Origin of the sequence: Saccharopolyspora sp. NPDC000359 (assembly GCF_040300525.1) — a bacterium.
Lineage (GTDB): Bacteria > Actinomycetota > Actinomycetes > Mycobacteriales > Pseudonocardiaceae > Saccharopolyspora.
On record NZ_JBEPDU010000032.1, the window covers coordinates 26323 to 41869 of the forward strand.

Sequence of the window (15547 nt, forward strand, 5' to 3'; positions counted from 1 at the left end):
CCCCGGACTCCTGGCCACCGCCCGGCGGACAGCGGCGATCTCATCCGGAAGGGTCCGGCACTTCCGGCCCCCGTGCAATCCACCGAACGAGCACTGAACCGCGGTGCAAGCCCCCAGCCCTCGGAACCTGCGCGACCCGAAGCCGCACCCGGTCCGAATCGGAGAGGTTCTCGCGTCCGGGATGTCGCGACTCCCACGGACATCGGACCACACGCCACCACGGCTCCGTCGCCTCCGCACCCATCAATGTCCCACCCCCGCAGGACGTGAAGACCTCAGTCCCGACACGCCCGAGGACCGCAGTTTCAATTGAAACTGCGATCCGCCCTGCCCAGGGTTCGCAGTTTCAATTGAAACTGCGGGCCGCCCGCGTGGCCGGGGTTACCCCGGGGTGAGGTGGGGGTGATTGCGATGGGGTGATCTCAGTGAAAGCGCCCCGACGCATCACCGGTGTGTCGGGTGCCCGACACACCGGTGGTTACAGTTTCAGTTGAAACTGTAACCGTCCCCCACTCCTCTGCCGACGCGTCACCACTCGCACGCACCCGAATAAGGACCCTTCACTGGCCCAGTCGGAGAAGGCACCCGTCATCAACTTCCGCGATCGGCGCTGGGTGTCGGTGGGAGCGGTTTCGGCACTCACCTGGGGTTACAGTTTCAGTTGAAACTGTGGATCATTCGGCGACTCGCTCGTGCGGGGCTGGTGAGATCACCTCGATGGGGATCAGGTGGGTGAGCTCCATTGGTATCGCGCCGGTGGTGGAGCGTTTCGAGGGGCGGGGGTCAGAGCCAGTTGCGGCGTTTGAAGACCGTGTAGAGGCTGAGGCAGACCGCGAGCATCAGGACCACCGCGAAGGGGTAGCCGAAGGGCCAGTGCAGCTCCGGCATCAGGTCGAAGTTCATGCCGTAGACCGTGCCGATCAGGGTGGGGGCGAACAGGATCGCCGCCCAGGCCGAGATCTTCTTCACCTCCTCGTTCTGGACGAGGCTGGCCTCGGTCATCTTCTGCATCTCCGCGTTCTGGGCCTGGGTGACCAGGGTGGCGTTCACCGTGAGAATCTTGTCCAGGAGCTGGCGGAAGCCGTCCGCCCGCTCGCCGACCGTGGTGGCGTGGTCGGCCACGTCGCGCAGGTAGCGCTGCAGCTCCTCGTCGATGCCGTACTTGGTGAAACCTGCCTCGAGCTGGCGCAGGATGCCCAGCAGTGGCTGGGTGGCGCGCTGGAACTCGATGACCTCGCGGGTCAGCTCGTAGATGCGCCGGGAGACGTGCGGTTCGGCTTCGAAGACCTCTGTCTCGATCTCGTCGATGTCGTTCTGCAGCCCGGCGATCACCGGGGCGTAGCCGTCCACCACTTTGTCCAGGACCGCGTACAGCACCGCTTCGGGACCGCGGCGCAGCAGGTCGGGGTCCTCCTCCATGCGCCGGCGGACCGCCGACATGTCGGGGGACTGGCCGTGCCGGACGGTGAGCACGAAGTTGGTGCCGATGAACAGGTGCAGCTCGCCGAAGCTGACCTCCTCGGCCTCGTCCACGTAGGTCGCGGCGCGCAGCACCACGAACAGCGTGTCGCCGTAGCGCTCGATCTTCGGCCGCTGGTGCGCGACGATCGCGTCCTCGACGGCGAGCTTGTGCAGGTCGAACTCCTCGGCCGCGGCCTGCAGCTCCTCCTCGGCCGGTCGGTACAGCCCGATCCACGCCATCGTGTCGGGCTCGTCGCGCAGCCGCCGGTAGGTTTCGGCCAGGCTCGCGGGGGTGGCGATCCGGATGCCGTCGCGGTAGATCGCGGTGTCGATCAGCGGCCGGTCGGCCAGCGGTCGCTCGTCATCCGAACGGGGGTCCATCGAGTGCTCGGGCGCTTCGGGTTCGGTTCGCCGGGGCTTGCGCCGCGACCGGGGACGCCATTCGGGCACGGGAACCTCCTGGATGTCGGAGCAGGCGTTGGCCGAAGACCTCGCTGTCCACGATCGAGGGGAGCCTACCCAGCCGAACCCCGGGTCTGCCGTTCCGGCTCGGGACGCGCCGAGTCCGCACCGTCCACCAGGGAGCGCGCCACCGCTGTCCGCGGGTGGGCCAACAGCGCCGCGGTGGGGGAGCGCTCGACGCAGCGGCCCGCGTCGAGCACGAGGACCTCGTCGGCGACCGCGGCGACCGCGCCCAGGTCGTGGCTGATCAGCACCACCCCGACGGCAGTGGTGCGCAGCGTCGCGCCGAGCAGGCCGAGCAGCTCGGCGCGGTTGATCGGGTCCTGACCGGTGGTGATCTCGTCGCAGATGATCACTGCGGGCTTGGCGAGCAGTGCGCGGGCCACCGCCGCGCGTTGCAGCTGACCGCCGGAGAGGGTGTCCGGGCGGCGGTCTGCCTGTGCCTGGTCGAGGCCGACCGACGCGAGCACCTGTTCGGCCTCGGCGCGGGCCTGCGCGGCGGAGGCACCGCGCGTCAACCGGGCGGTCCGGGCGATCTGGGCGAGGACCGGGCGGAACTCGTCGAAGGACGCCCTGGCGTCCTGGTGGATGTACTGCACCTGCGTCCGCCGCCGGTCGCGGTGCCGGATGTTGGCGGCCAGGGCCACGCCGTCGAGCAGCACCTGACCGAAGCTCGGCCGGGTCAGCCCGGCGAGGCAGCGGGCGAGCGTCGTCTTGCCCGAGCCGGATCGCCCGACGACCGCCAGGCACCGGCCGGGCGGGACCACGAGGTCGATCCCGTCCAGCAGGCGGTCGCCGTTCTTCGCGACCTTGGTGAGCCCGCTCGCCCGCAGCCCGCCCTCCGCCGGTCGGGGAGCTTCAGCGGCGGGTGGGCGGGGTTCGGCGGCGAGCAGGGCTCGGGTGTGCTCGTGGGTGGGAGCGGTCAGCACGTGCTGGCCGCGCTCGACGATCCGGCCCGCGTGCAGCACCACGGAGGTGTCGGCAGTCCGGCGTGCCAGGCCCAGGTCGTGGGTGAGCAGCAGGATCGCGGTGCCCCGACCGGCCATCTCGGTCAGCGCCGCGACGGCTTCGGACTTGGTGATGGCGTCGAGCCCGGTCGCTGGTTCGTCGAGGATGAGCACGGCGGGGCGGTTGACCACCGCCTGCGCCAGCACCGCCCGTTGCTGCTGCCCGCCGGAGAGCTGGTGCGGGTAGCGGTCGAGCAGCTGGGCGTCGAACCTCGCGGCCTTCAAGGCTTCGGGGATCGCGTCCGCGTCGTGCGCCAGCTCGGCCAGGACGCGGCCGACCTTGCGGAGCGGGTTGAGCGCGGCGGCGGGGTGCTGCGGCAGGTAGCCGATGACGCCAGCACGTGCGGCCCTGCGCTGAGCTCCGATCAGGTTGGTGCCGCGCAGCGCGGCGGTACCGCCCAGCACCACGCCGCGGCGGCTTTCGCCTTGCAGCGCCAGGCCCAACGTCGTCTTACCGCTGCCGGACTCGCCGATGACGGCGGTGATCTCGCCCGGCCGCAGGTCCAAGTCGCAATCGGCCAGCAGGGTGCGCGTCCCGGCGGAGGCACACAGACTCCGTGCGCTGAGGACAGGTTCGGTCATTGGCCCCCGCCCCTGCGCGCGAGCGCGTGGTCCAGCAGCAGGTTGAGGCCCGTGCACAGCGAGACCAGCAGTCCGGCCGGGACCAGGACCGCGAGCGGTTGCAGGAACAGGGCCTCCTTGTTGCGCTCGACCAGCACCGCCCAGTCGCTGGCCGACGGGGCGAGCCCGAGCCCCAGGAAGTTCGCCGACGCCAGCAGGGAGAGCACCAGGCTCAACCGCGAGCCGGCGTCGACGAGCACCGGGCCCAGCACGCACCGCCCGACGTAGCCGAGGTGGATCCGCCACCACGGCTCGCCCTGCATGGTCATCGCCTCGACCGCCGCGCGGCAGCCAGGGGCCAGCGCGGCGCTGCGGACGATCCGCACCACGGCGGGCAGCTGGAGCAGGGCGGTCGCCAGCGCCAGCGCCACCGCGCCGCGCCACCCGGCGGCGGCCAGCACCATCAGCACCAGGAGCCCGGGCAACGCGAGCAGGAAGTCCAGGACCCGGCCCGTCCAGCGGTTCGCGACGAGCAGCCCCAACGGCACACCCACCAGGTAGGACACCAGCAGCGAGGCACCGGTCAGCGCCACGATCGAGGCACCGCCGCTGAGCGCGAGCGCCGAGACGTCGCGGCCCAGGACATCGGTGCCCAGCGGGAAGTTCGCGCTCGGCCCTCGCAGCGGCGCGGACACGGACTGCACCGAACCGGCCAGCAGCGGCCCGGCCAACGCGATCAGCGCGGGGACACCGAGCAGCACCGAGCCGACGATCGCCGAAGGGCGCTTCACCCGATCACCTCGCGTTGTGGGACCAGGCGGCGGGAGGCGAGGTCGGCGGCCAGGTTCAACGCGATCGTGGTGGCGGCGAACACCAGCGCGTAGCCCTGCACCGCGGGCAGGTCGCGGACCAGCACCGCGTTGACGAAACCGGAGCCCATGCCGGGCAGGGCGAAGACGGCCTCCACGACCACCACACCGCCCAGCAGCCCGTCGACCGCCCGGGCCAGCTGCTGCACGGCCGGAGCCAGCCCGTTGGGCAGCACGTGCCGGAACAGCACGGTGCGCTCGGGCAGGCCGTGCAAGCGGACGTGCAACGCGTACTCGGCGCCATCGGCTTCGGCCACCCCGGTACGGACCTGGCGCGCCAGGGCGCAGAGCTGTTTGCACACCAGCACCCCGACCGGCAGGACGAGCACCGCGGGCTGCCCGAGCAGCGCCCACCCGGAAGCACCGGCCGCAGTGGCGGGCAGCCAGCCGAGCTGCACCGAGAACAGGGCGACGAGCAGCAGCGCGAGGGCGAACTCGGGCACCGAGTTGAGCACCACGACCGCGCTGGTGAGCGCCCGGTCCAGGCGGGAACCCCGGCGCACCCCGGTGGAGACGCCGACCGCCACCGCCAGCGGGACCACCACCGCGAGCGCGAGCAGCGCCAGCACCGCGGTGGTGGCGAACCCGCGGGCGATCTCGTCGGCGACCGGGGCGCCGGTCAGCAGCGAGGTCCCCAGGTCGCCGCGCACCGCGCCACCCAGCCAGTCCAGGAACCGCTCCCACACCGGCCGGTCCAGCTGCAACTGCTCGCGCAGCACCGCGATCTGCTCGTCGGTCGCGTGCTCGCCGAGCACGACCACCGCCGTGTCGCCCGGCAGCAGGGAGGTGAGCGCGAAGACGGTGACCGCCACCGCGAGGAGCTGCAGCGCGGCGACCACCAGCCGCCGCAGCACCAGCGCTGCCATCAGCTCAGCGTGGCCCGTTCGAAGCGCGCCCAGTCCAGCGAGTTGGGCGGGGCCGCCCGGATCCCGGACACCGCGTCGGACACCGCCACGTTCCAGTCGCTGAAGCCCCACACGAGCAACCCGCTCTCCTCCCGCGCCAGGCGCTGGGCGTCGCCGAGCAGGCGGGACCGCTCGGCTCCGTCCACTGTGCTCAACGCCCGATGGAACAGCCCGTCGAACTCCGGTGACCGGTATCCGGTGTAGTTGCTGGTGCCCGCACCGCTGCGCAGCCGCTCCGCCAGGAACGTGGTCAGCGGCAGCGGCGCGGTCCGGGTGAGGGCGGCGACGCCGTTGGTGCGGATGTCGCTGAAGTAGGTCTCCGCCGGGCCGATCCGCGGGGTGACGCGCAGCCCGACCTCGGCCAACTGCTGGGCGATCAGCGTCGCGGCGGACTCGAAGCACGGGTCCACCGAGCTGGTGAGCAGTTCGAACCCGGCCAACCCGGCCTCCCGCACCAGCGACCGGGCGCGGTCGACGTCGCGGCCGCGCTGCGGCAGGTCCGGCGGGTAGTGCCTGAGCCCCTTGCCGAACAAATCGTTGCCGACCTGGCCGTGCCCGCTCAGCGCCACCGAGACGAGCGCTTCCCGGTCCACACCGGACAGGACGGCCTGCACCAGGCGCGGATCGTCGAACGGTGCGCGGTCGACCTTGAGCGCCACCGCCTGCATGGTCCCGTGCGGCGCGGCGAGCAGCTGGGCCCGCCCGTCGCGCTGCACCAGTTGCGCGGAGTTCGCGCTGATGTCGTGGATGTAGTGCACCTGGCCGGACAGCAGTGCCGCGACGCGGGCGCTCTCGTCGTTGATGGGCACGAACTCCAGCTCGGCGATCGCCGGAGCACCGCCCCAGTACCCGTCGAAGCGGCGGAACACGGCAGGTCGGCCGGGCTGGAACGTGGCGAACCGGAACGGGCCCGAGCCGACCGGGGCAGTGAAGTCGCGGGTCCCGGCCGGGACGATCTCGGTCGCCGGGGCGCCCCACGCCGACGGGAACTCGAAGTTCGGGGCGTGCAGCACGAGTTCCAGCTCAGTGGCCGACCGCGCCCGGCTGGCCGCGAAGTCGACGCCGAGGAACTGCTTGCGGGCGGGCGAGGCCGTGGCGGGGTCGGCGATGCGGCGGTAGCTGTGGAGCACGTCCTCGGCGGTGACCGGGCGGTTGTCGTGGAAGCGGGCCTCGCGCAACCGGATGGACCACCGGGTGCCGGTCGTGTCGGGCTCCCACGACTCGGCCAGCCGCGGCACGACGCTCATGTCGTGGGCGTAGCCGACCAGCGTGTCGAACAGCGCTTTGGCCCGGGCCTGGTCTACGAACAGCGAGCTGAGGTGCGGGTCGAGCGATTCCTTCGCGCCGCCTGTCGGGAACGCCGCGCGCAGCCGTCCTTCTGGTGCGGACGCGCCGCCGCAGGCCGGGATCGAGGCGACGGCGAGCGATCCCAGCGCCCCCTTGAGCAGTGCCCGCCGGTTGACGGTGGTCATCGAGTTCCCTTCCGGTCCCGGCGCGCGGTGCTGCTCGCTCAGGACACGGTGGATGGAGCGCGCCGCACGTCCCCGTGCGCGAGGGGTGGGGGAACCGGTCAGCGCGCGACGGTTGAGGTCAGGACTTGCCTTCGGTGCGGCGGACAACCCGACCTCGCCGCTTGCTCCGCTGGCGTGCTGCCGCGCGGGATGAGTTCGTGGGACAAGCTCCAGCAGCGTGCAGCCGCATGGTTGGCGCACCTCCTCCGGGGCTCCGCGACCCCGTGCGAATCGGCACGACGGCGCCAGTCTCCTGACTCGTGGATCGACGCTGGCCGCCTGCCTTCCCACCGCGGTCGCGGCAGTGGCTCGCGTGGCGGCAGCTCCCCACTCACAGTGGCGGGACCGTGCCGGATTCGCACCGGCTTCCTGCGCACCGTCGCATGAACTCCAGCGGCGACGTTGGCACCGGACGGGGTGGGTGTCAAGGGCGGTGGGGCGAGATCACGTCCGGGGTCGGGGCAGTGCTCCGGGCGGCGGCGCTGACCTCTACCATTCGGGGGTGGCCGCCTACGACTTCGACGCCTTCGAGCACCTGGACGCCTCGGACCTGCCGCTGCGCCAGCAGCGCATCCTGGCCGCGATCCGGGACTGGGTGAACCGCTACGGGTACTCGCCGAGCACCCGCCAGATCGGCGAGGCGGTCGGCCTGCGCTCCTCGTCCTCGGTGTCGAAGCATCTGAACGCCTTGGAGGACAAGGGTTTCCTGCGCCGCAGCGCGACGGTGTCCCGACCGATGGACGTGCGGGCGTTCCTCCAGCCGTCGGCGGCGCGCGACGACGAGACCTCGGTGCCGGTGCCCGTGGTCGGCGACATCGCGGCGGGCGCCCCGATCACCGCGGACGAGCACCTCGACGACGTGATGAGCCTGCCCCGCGAGCTCACCGGCCGGGGCACCGTGTTCGGCCTGCGGGTGCGCGGCGATTCGATGGTCGACGCAGCGATCTGCGACGGCGACATCGTGGTGGTCCGCCAGCAGCAGGAGGCGCACTCCGGGCAGATCGTGGCGGCGATGATCGACGACGAGGCGACGGTGAAGGTCTACCGCCGCCGCAACGGCCACGTCCTGCTCGAACCCCGCAACCCGGCCTACGAGGTCATCGACGGCGACAACGCGGTCGTCCTGGGCGTCGTCGTCTCGGTCCTCCGCAGCGTCTGACCCGGTCGTGAGCGCGTAACAGTGTTCCAGCACCGTTTCGCGCTCACGACGGTCGTGAGTGCGTAACGGTGTTCCAGCCCTGTTTCGCGCTCACGACCCCTGTTCGCGTCGGTGATGGCGGGCTCGGGGCGGGCTACGGTGTCGGCATGGACAGCGTTGAGGGGCTCCGGAACAGGTTGCGGGAGTTCGCGGCGGCGCGGGACTGGGAGCAGTACCACACGCCGAAGAACCTGGCGATGGCGCTCAGCGGGGAGGCCGGTGAGCTGGTCGCGGAGCTGCAGTGGGTCGACGACGCCGGGGCCGCGGCGGGCCTGGCGGACGGCGGGCTCAAGGACCGGCTGGCCGACGAGGCGGCCGACGTGCTGCTCTACCTGGTCCGGCTGACCGACGTCTGCGGCATCGACCTCCTCGACGCCGCCAACGCCAAGATCGACCGGAACGAGACGCGGTTCCCGCCGGGGGCCTGACCTGCGGTGTCCGATGTGGACACCGCAGCCCGCCCGGGGGTCAGGCGCGCCGCTGGCGGTGCTGACCGGCCGCGGTCCGCGCGGCTTCGCGCTTCGCCTCGGCCTTGTCCCTGATCCGGGCGGCTTCCCGCTTGACCTCCTGCTGGGTGGCGCGCTCCTGCTGGAGCCACTCCGGGTTCTCCTCGCGCAGGGCGTTGATCTGGTCGGTGGTCAGCGGCTCGGTGATGCCCGCCCGGGTCAGGCCGCCGATGGAGATGCGCAGTCGCGCGGCCACCACCTGGCGCGGGTGCGGGCCGTTGCGGCGCAGCTCGCGCAGCCACTCCGGCGGATCGGTCTGCAGGGCGTTCAGCTCTTCGCGCGAGACGACGCCCTCCTGGAACTCAGCGGGGGTGGCTCCGAGGTACACGTCGAGCTTCTTCGCCGCGGTCGCGGGCTTCATCGTCTGGGAGGTCTGGCGCGCCTTCATGCCCTCCAGGGTATCGACCGCACCGGCACCACCTGCGCAGACGCCCGGTAACCTGGGCCGCGTGACTGGTTCGGACGAGCAGCCCTCCTTCAGGCTCGGCTACGTGGCGGGCGTGACGCCCGGCAAGTGGGCGCGCAAGTGGGCGGAGCGGGTGCCCGAGGTGCCGCTGGAGCTCGTCCAGGTGCCCGCCGCCGACGCCGCCGACCTGGTCGGCCGCGGCGAGGTGGACATGGTGCTGCTGCGGTTCCCGGTCGACCGCACCGGCCTGCACGCGATCCCGCTCTACACCGAGGCGACCGTGGTGGTCGTCCCGAAGGACCACGTGGTGACCGCGGCCGAGGAGGTCTCCAGCGACGACCTGGCCGACGAGGTGGTGCTGCACCCCCTCGACGACACCCTCGACTGGGCGGGCCCGCCCGGCCAGCCCGCGATCGAGCGCCCCGCCACCACCGGGGACGCCATCGAGCTGGTGGCGGCCGGAGTGGGGTTGCTGGTGGTCCCGCAGTCGCTGGCCCGCCTGCACCACCGCAAGGACCTCACCTACCGGCCGGTGACCGACGTCCCGCAGTCCCGCGTCGCGCTGTCCTGGCCGGAGGAGGAGACCACGGACCTGCGGGAGCAGTTCATCGGCATCGTGCGCGGCCGGACGGTCAACAGCACGCGCGGCCGCCCGCCGACACCCCCGCAGGACAAGCGCAAGCGACCGGCCGAGGCGAAGAAGCCGACCGGTCGCCCGCGCGGTCCCGGGAACCCGCGCGGCGGCAGGCGCGGCAAGCCCCGCCGCCGCTGAGCGTGCTCACCCCAGGCCGGGCAGCACGAACACCAGCCACAGCGCGGCCGGGACGGTGGCGACGATGGTCGCGCCGTAGCGCAGCAGCTGCCGGAAGAACACCTCGCGGTCGACGTCCTTGGCGTTGGCCAGCACGATCGCGCCGTTGGTGGAGAACGGGCTGACGTCCACCACGGTGGCGGCCACCGCGAGCGCGGTGATCATGCCGATCGGCCCGATGCTGCCCTCCTGCAGGAAGGGCACGGCGAGCGGGATCAGCGCGCCCATGAGCCCCACCGACGAGGCGAAGGCGGACACGATCCCACCGATGTAGCACAGCAGGAGCGCGGCCAGCAGCGGGACGCCGATCCCGGCCACGGAGTGGCCCACGTAGTCGATCGTGCCCATCGACTCCAGCACGCCGACGTAGGTGAGCACGCCGCAGATCAACAGCACGGTGGGCCACGCGACCTCGCTGGGCGCCTGCTTGGCCATCTTCGGGGAGAGCACGCTCAGGACCACCGCGGTGGTCATCGCCACCAGCCCGACGTCGAGGCCGAACCCGAGCGTGGTGACCACCAGGACGACCAGGCCAGCCAGCGTGAGCACCCGGTCCCGGTTCAGGCCGACCTCCTCGGCGGGCTCCTCGCCGCCGCTACCCGCGCCGACGGTGACCAGCTGCTCGGCCTCGGCGGTGCGCCGCAGGCGCAGCCCGCCGAACACCACGAACACGACGGCGGCGATCACCGCGTTGACCACCAGGCTGCCCAGGAACAGCACCACCGGGTTGCCCGGCAGCCCGCTGCGGTCCAGCACGCCGTTGACGATCGTGCCGTAGATGCTGATCGGGGAGAAGCTCCCGGCCTGCGTCCCGTGCACCACCATCGCGCCCATGAGCAGCGGGTTGATCCGGTGCTGGGCGGCGAGGTTCAGCGCGATCGGGGCGACGATGGCGGCCGCGGCCGGGCTGACCGCGCCGATGGCGGTCAGCACCGCACCGATGCCGAACATCACCCACGGGATCAGCGCGATCCGCCCGCCGACCAGCCGCACGGCCTGGCGCACCAACCAGTCGGTGGTGCCGTTGGCCCGCGCGATGGCGAACAGGAAGGTGACGCCGACCAGCACGACGAACAGGTCACCGGGGAACCCGGCGAAGATGTCGTCCTCGGACATCCCGCCGACCAGCGTGCCGACCAGGAAGGCCGCGGCGAAGGCCAGCACGCCCATGTTGATCGAGAGCGTGGTGGCGATGACGAACGCGGCGACCAGCACCAGGATCGATGTCAACTCGGGCGGCACCGTTGCCTCCTTGCCGGGCGGGCAGCCGCCACCACGGTGTGGTGCGCGGCACAGTGGCTGACTGGCTAGGCCACTTTCAGCGATCAACCCGCCGAAGTCAAGACCTCGGTGGCCAACTGGCTCAGCCACTGCGCCGCCGGTTCAGCGGATCTCGATGCCGAATACCTCCAGGGCGGAGTAGGCGCCGAGGGCCGCGATCGCCAGGCTGCTCAGGACCAGTGCCGCGGTCACCAGCGGGTGCGGGCGCAGGCGCTTGTCCGGTTCCCGCGCGCGCAGATACCAGACGGCGATCACCACCGCGACGAGGAAGACGCCACCGCCGAACCCGCCGATCTGGACCATCAGCACCGGGGACTGGACGAACAGGTAGGACGCCGCCCACAGCGGGGGCAGGCAGTACGTCAGGGCCCGGATCGCGCGCTCCCGCACCACGGGGTCCCGCCAGTCCAGGACACCGAGGATGCCGAGCGTGTTGGTCCACAGGCGCGGCACGCTCGCGGTCGAGCCGACGATCGTGGAGAACAGGACCGCGATGGCACCGAGCAGGAACAGCACCTCCGCCCACGGGCCGAGCGTGTCGGTGTACATCCGGGACAGGATGGTGATCATGTCGTTGCCCTCGGGCACCAGCTGCTGCGGGTGCAGCACCGAGGCGCCGATGACGTAGAACGACAGCGTGCACAGCGTGCACACCAGCCAGGAGACCGCGACGTCCAGCTGCATCACCTTCAGCCAGCCCACCGCGCGACGGTCCCGCTCCGGGGTGCCGTCGGCGGGGCCGGTCCAGCGGGCGTAGCCCTTCTCCAGGCACCAGTAGGTGTAGGTGGTCATCTCGTCGGCGCCTACGCCGGTCAGGCCGAACATCGCCACCGCCATGCCCAGCGCCCCGGCGGGCACCGCCAGCTGGAGTCCGCCGGCGAGGTCTCCTGGCGTCCAACCGAATTCGGTGAACGGCAGCGCCAGCGCCAGCGCGACGGTGATCAGCGTGAACAGCGCGACCGCGAGCACCGAAGCCGTCTCGACGGTGGAGTAGCGGCTGCTGCGCAGCAGCGCGACCGTCCCCACCACGATGATCAGCGACCACACCGCCGTCGAGGTCCAGCTCAGCGGGGCGCCCGCGATCGGCCACAGCACCGAGCACGCCGCGGCCGCGCCGCCGATGATCCCGCCGCGCTGGAACATCTTGGCGAAGTCCATGCCGATCCACAGGAAGTTGATCCAGCCGCCCCGCCGGGTGCGCGGCTTGACGTCGCTGAAGGCCTCCAGCGCCGGTCGTCCGTGCAGGACGGTGAGGCGGCCGAGCTCCAGCTGCACCCAGACCTTCACCGTGGTCGCCGCGATGATCAGCCACAGCAGGGCGAAACCGGCGCGGGCCCCGAGTGAGGTGGTCAGGATCAGCTCACCCGAGCCCACCACCGCAGCCGAGAGGATCATGCCGGGGCCGAGGTAGCGCAACCGCGCCCGGAACGTCGTCGGCGGCTCCGCGACGTCCTCCGCGCTCAGCGCGTACGGGTCCACCCGTGTGCTCGTGCCGCTCATCGGACCAGCTCCGGGGCGGGGTCGACCGGCGCTGATCGCGACCGGCCGGGGCGGACGTGTTCGATCTCCATCGACTTCCTCGTTCTCTGCGCGGTTCTCCGGGTGGTTCGGCTCAGGCGGCGGCGTGCGGGGGTTCGGCGCCGTTGAGCGCGGCGAGCACGCCTTCGGCGACCGCGAGCCCCATCGCCCGGTTGGCCTCCCTGCTGCACGCGCCGATGTGCGCGGTGAGCACCACGTTGGGCGCAGCGCGCAGCGGGCTCGCGGCCAGCGGTTCGACGGCGAAGGCGTCGAAGCCCGCACCGGCCAGGTGCCCGCTGTGCAGCAGCTCCGCCGCGGCCGACTCGTCGACCAACCCGCCGCGCGCGGCGTTGAGCAGGATCGAGCCGGGGCGCATCGCGGTCAGCCGGTCGCGGTCCAGCAGCGGCTCGGCCCCGGGTGTCGCGGGCAGGTGCAGGCTCACCACGTCGTTGTCCAGCACGGTGTCCAGGTCGACCGCCGGGACCTCGCCGAACGCCTCGGCGGGCAGGTGCGGGTCGTGCGCGGTCACGGTCATGCCGAACGCGGTCGCGTACCCGGCCACCAGCCGACCGATCCGGCCGAAGCCGATGATGCCCAGGCCCCGCCCGGCCAGCTCGCCGCCGAAGGTCTTGGGCCAGCCCCCGGCGCGTACCGCCCGGTCGTTCGCGCTGATCCCGCGCGCGACGTCGAGCAGCAGCCCGAACGTCAGCTCGGCGACCGCGCGCGAGTTGCTGCCGGGCGCGTAGACCACCCGGACCCCGGCCTCGCGCGCGATGTCGAGGTCGATGTTGTCGTAGCCGACGCCGTGCTTGGCGACGACCTTCAGCCGGGGCGCCGCCTCGAACACCTCGCGGTCGATCCGGTCCATGCCCACGATCAGCGCCTCGGCCTCCCCGACCCGGTCGAGCATGTCGGCGCGGGGCAGCGCGGCGTCCTCGCGGGGCCGTTCGGCGCGCACGCCCGCGTCGCGCAGCATGTCCCACGGCTCGGTGGAGAACCGGCCGAACGTCGGGGTGGTGACCAGGACCAGGGTCATGCGACCTCCTGCCAGCCGGGCCAGTCCGGGTCGAGCCGGACGTGGGTGATGGACGACCGGTGGTGGGTGAACGCCACGTGCACCCGGCCGCGGTCGTCCTGGACGATCGACGGGTAGGACAGCTCCCGGTTCAGCCCGTCGCGGGAGTTGTTGGTCAGGCAGGTGCCCTCCCCCTGGGCGAGGTCGGGGTGCCGGTGCCAGGTGCGCCCACCGTCGGCCGAGGTCGCCAGCGCCAGCGGGGCCCGCGGCGCGCCCCAGAACGCCTCCCGGTCGTCGCAGCCGCCGTCGACGGCGACCGCGGCCCGCTCCTGCCCGGCGAGCGCGCCGTGCTCGTCCACCTCGTCGTAGAGGCCGGCCCGGCGGTGCGTGGCGTCGGCCGCGCTGCTGGCGTTGTAGACCAGCGCGATCCGGCCGTCGGCGAGCGTGGTCGCCTGGATCGACGAGTTGTTGTTGGGCAGCCGCAGCGGTTCCGGGACCGTCCACTCCAGACCGTCCGGCGAGCTGCTGGTGCGGATCACGTCGGCGAAGCGGCTCCGGTAGAACGCCACGTAGCCCGCACCGGAGGGCAGCACGTTCATGTGCACCGACCCGCGGCTGCTCGGCACGTCGTGGCGCGTCCAGCTCGCGCCCGCGTCCCGGCTGGCGTACACCGCGCTGGTGTCCTCGCCGCCGGTCCAGGTGCCGGTGGTGGGGGTGGTACAGCGGAAGGCGGGCAGCAGCCAGGTGCCCTCCGCCGTGACCTGGACCGGTTGCCGGATGAACACCCCGCCCAGCTCGTCGGCGGGCAGCAGGACCCGCGGTTCGTCCCAGGTCCGGCCGCCGTCGGGGGAGCGGCGGGACCGCACCTCGGCGGTGTCCTGGCGGCCCGCGCGCTGCGCGGTCCACAGCAGCCACAGCACGCCGTCCGGTGCGTTGAACAGCACCGGGTTCTGCTCGGAGCGGTCCGGGTCACCGGTGAGCGCGACCGGCTCCGACCAGGTGTCGCCGTCCGGCGCCAGGCGGGAGAACCAGATGCGGATGTCGTGCACGCCCTCCTGGGTGCCGCCGAACCAGGCGCAGCCGAGATCCCCGCCCGGCAGCACGGCGAGGTTCGCCGCGTGGCACTGCGCGACCGGGGCGGTGAGCGTGGCGTCGGCGCGCCCGGGGCCGTTCTCGCGCAGCCTCACCGCTCACCCCGCGCGGACGCCAGGTGCGCCTTCGCCGCCTGTTCGAGGTGCACGAGGTCGCAGGCCACCGTCGCGTAGGTGTAGCCCTGCGCGAGCCGCCGCTGGGCGACCTCGCCGCTGGGGGTGTGGATGCCCGCGGCGATCCCGGCCTGCGCCGCGGCCTCGGCGATCTTGGCCACCGCCTCCTCGAAGACGTCGTCCACCGCGGGGTCGGTCGAGGTCGCGCCGCCGACCGCCAGCCGCAGGTCCGACGGGCCGACGTACACCCCGTCCAAGCCGGGCGTCGCGCAGATCTCGGCGACGTTCGCCAACCCCTCCGGGGTTTCGACCATGGCCAGCACCAGCACCGACTCGTTCGCCTCGGCCGGGTCGGGGCCGACGCGCAGCTGCGAGCGCATCGGCCCGTAGGAGCGGCGGCCCTCCGGCGGGTAGCGGGTGGCGCGCACCGCCGCCGCGGCGTCCTCGGCGGTGTCGACCAGCGGCACGATGACGCCCGTCGCGCCCGCGTCGAGCACGCGGCCGATGGCGAAGGGGTCGTTCTGCTCGACGCGTACCACGGCCGCCGAGGTGGCGCCCGCGTCGATGGCGAGCACCGCGTCGCGGATGCCGGTGTAGCCGAGCAGGCCGTGCTGGGCGTCGACTGCGACGTAGTCGTAGCCGAGCCGGGCGAGGCGCTCGGTGGCGATCGGGTCGTCGAGCACCACCCAGTAGCCGATGGCCTGCTGGCGGTTCCGGATGCGGCGGGCGAAGTCGAGTGCGGTCACGGCGATGTCCTCCTGGTCTCCGAAGTGCCCGGGTTGGGCGCTGGGCGCGCGATCCCCATTGGGATCGGAGGCGCGATTTCCACGC

Annotated in this window: 14 protein-coding genes and 1 riboswitch; of the genes, 3 read left to right on the plus strand and 11 right to left on the minus strand. The window is 72.5% G+C overall.

What is annotated here, in order from left to right; translation table 11 throughout:
• Positions 1-783: 783 nt before the first annotated feature.
• The 5 genes from ABT324_RS20600 to ABT324_RS20620 all read right to left on the minus strand — a co-directional run bounded on the left by ABT324_RS20600 (position 784) and on the right by ABT324_RS20620 (position 6737).
• Entirely contained in the window at positions 784-1911 is a 1128-nt protein-coding gene (locus ABT324_RS20600; protein ID WP_351179779.1) for a magnesium and cobalt transport protein CorA, read from the minus strand.
• Positions 1912-1976: 65 nt separating this feature from the next.
• Positions 1977-3437, minus strand: a complete 1461-nt coding sequence (locus ABT324_RS20605) for an ABC transporter ATP-binding protein (RefSeq protein WP_351179782.1) — start codon at positions 3435-3437, stop codon at positions 1977-1979.
• 71 nt (positions 3438-3508) lie between these two features.
• Positions 3509-4282: an ABC transporter permease subunit gene (locus ABT324_RS20610; RefSeq protein ID WP_351179785.1), complete on the minus strand. Its 774-nt coding sequence runs from the start codon at positions 4280-4282 to the stop codon at positions 3509-3511.
• A complete protein-coding gene (locus tag ABT324_RS20615; RefSeq protein ID WP_351179788.1) occupies positions 4279-5226 on the minus strand; it encodes an ABC transporter permease in 948 nt (315 codons plus the stop codon). Before ABT324_RS20615 ends, ABT324_RS20610 begins: the two co-directional genes overlap by 4 nt.
• Positions 5226-6737: an ABC transporter substrate-binding protein gene (locus tag ABT324_RS20620; RefSeq protein WP_351179791.1), complete on the minus strand. Its 1512-nt coding sequence runs from the start codon at positions 6735-6737 to the stop codon at positions 5226-5228. Before ABT324_RS20620 ends, ABT324_RS20615 begins: the two co-directional genes overlap by 1 nt.
• A 263-nt stretch (positions 6738-7000) precedes the next feature.
• Positions 7001-7172: riboswitch (cobalamin riboswitch) on the minus strand.
• Positions 7173-7278: 106 nt separating this feature from the next.
• Here ABT324_RS20620 and lexA point away from each other — a divergent pair.
• Entirely contained in the window at positions 7279-7935 is a 657-nt protein-coding gene (gene lexA, locus ABT324_RS20625; RefSeq protein WP_351179795.1) for a transcriptional repressor LexA, read from the plus strand.
• Positions 7936-8081: 146 nt separating this feature from the next.
• Positions 8082-8402, plus strand: coding sequence for a nucleotide pyrophosphohydrolase (locus tag ABT324_RS20630; RefSeq protein WP_351179797.1), 321 nt, complete (start codon positions 8082-8084; stop codon positions 8400-8402).
• 40 nt (positions 8403-8442) lie between these two features.
• On the opposite strand, the gene ABT324_RS20635 is transcribed toward ABT324_RS20630, so the two are convergent.
• A complete protein-coding gene (locus tag ABT324_RS20635; RefSeq protein WP_351179800.1) occupies positions 8443-8868 on the minus strand; it encodes a DUF5997 family protein in 426 nt (141 codons plus the stop codon).
• Between the two features lie 61 nt (positions 8869-8929).
• Between ABT324_RS20635 and ABT324_RS20640 the strand changes: the two genes are divergently transcribed.
• A complete protein-coding gene (locus ABT324_RS20640; RefSeq protein WP_351179803.1) occupies positions 8930-9658 on the plus strand; it encodes a LysR substrate-binding domain-containing protein in 729 nt (242 codons plus the stop codon).
• Between the two features lie 6 nt (positions 9659-9664).
• Here the strand turns inward: ABT324_RS20640 and ABT324_RS20645 are convergent, their stop codons facing one another.
• The 5 genes from ABT324_RS20645 to ABT324_RS20665 all read right to left on the minus strand — a co-directional run bounded on the left by ABT324_RS20645 (position 9665) and on the right by ABT324_RS20665 (position 15462).
• A complete protein-coding gene (locus ABT324_RS20645; protein ID WP_351179806.1) occupies positions 9665-10939 on the minus strand; it encodes an SLC13 family permease in 1275 nt (424 codons plus the stop codon).
• A gap of 141 nt (positions 10940-11080) precedes the next feature.
• Positions 11081-12478, minus strand: a complete 1398-nt coding sequence (locus ABT324_RS20650; protein ID WP_351179809.1) for an Nramp family divalent metal transporter — start codon at positions 12476-12478, stop codon at positions 11081-11083.
• A gap of 112 nt (positions 12479-12590) precedes the next feature.
• The gene (locus ABT324_RS20655) at positions 12591-13532 is read right to left on the minus strand and encodes a phosphoglycerate dehydrogenase (RefSeq protein ID WP_351179812.1); all 942 of its coding nucleotides are present in this window, start codon (positions 13530-13532) and stop codon (positions 12591-12593) included.
• Complete coding sequence (locus ABT324_RS20660; RefSeq protein WP_351179815.1) at positions 13529-14698, minus strand: sialidase family protein; 1170 nt, start codon at positions 14696-14698, stop codon at positions 13529-13531. The genes ABT324_RS20655 and ABT324_RS20660 overlap by 4 nt, the downstream gene beginning before the upstream one ends.
• Positions 14695-15462 carry an HpcH/HpaI aldolase family protein gene (locus ABT324_RS20665; RefSeq protein ID WP_351179817.1) on the minus strand — a complete coding sequence of 256 codons (768 nt, stop codon included), beginning with the start codon at positions 15460-15462 and terminating at the stop codon, positions 14695-14697. The genes ABT324_RS20660 and ABT324_RS20665 overlap by 4 nt, the downstream gene beginning before the upstream one ends.
• Positions 15463-15547: the final 85 nt, after the last annotated feature.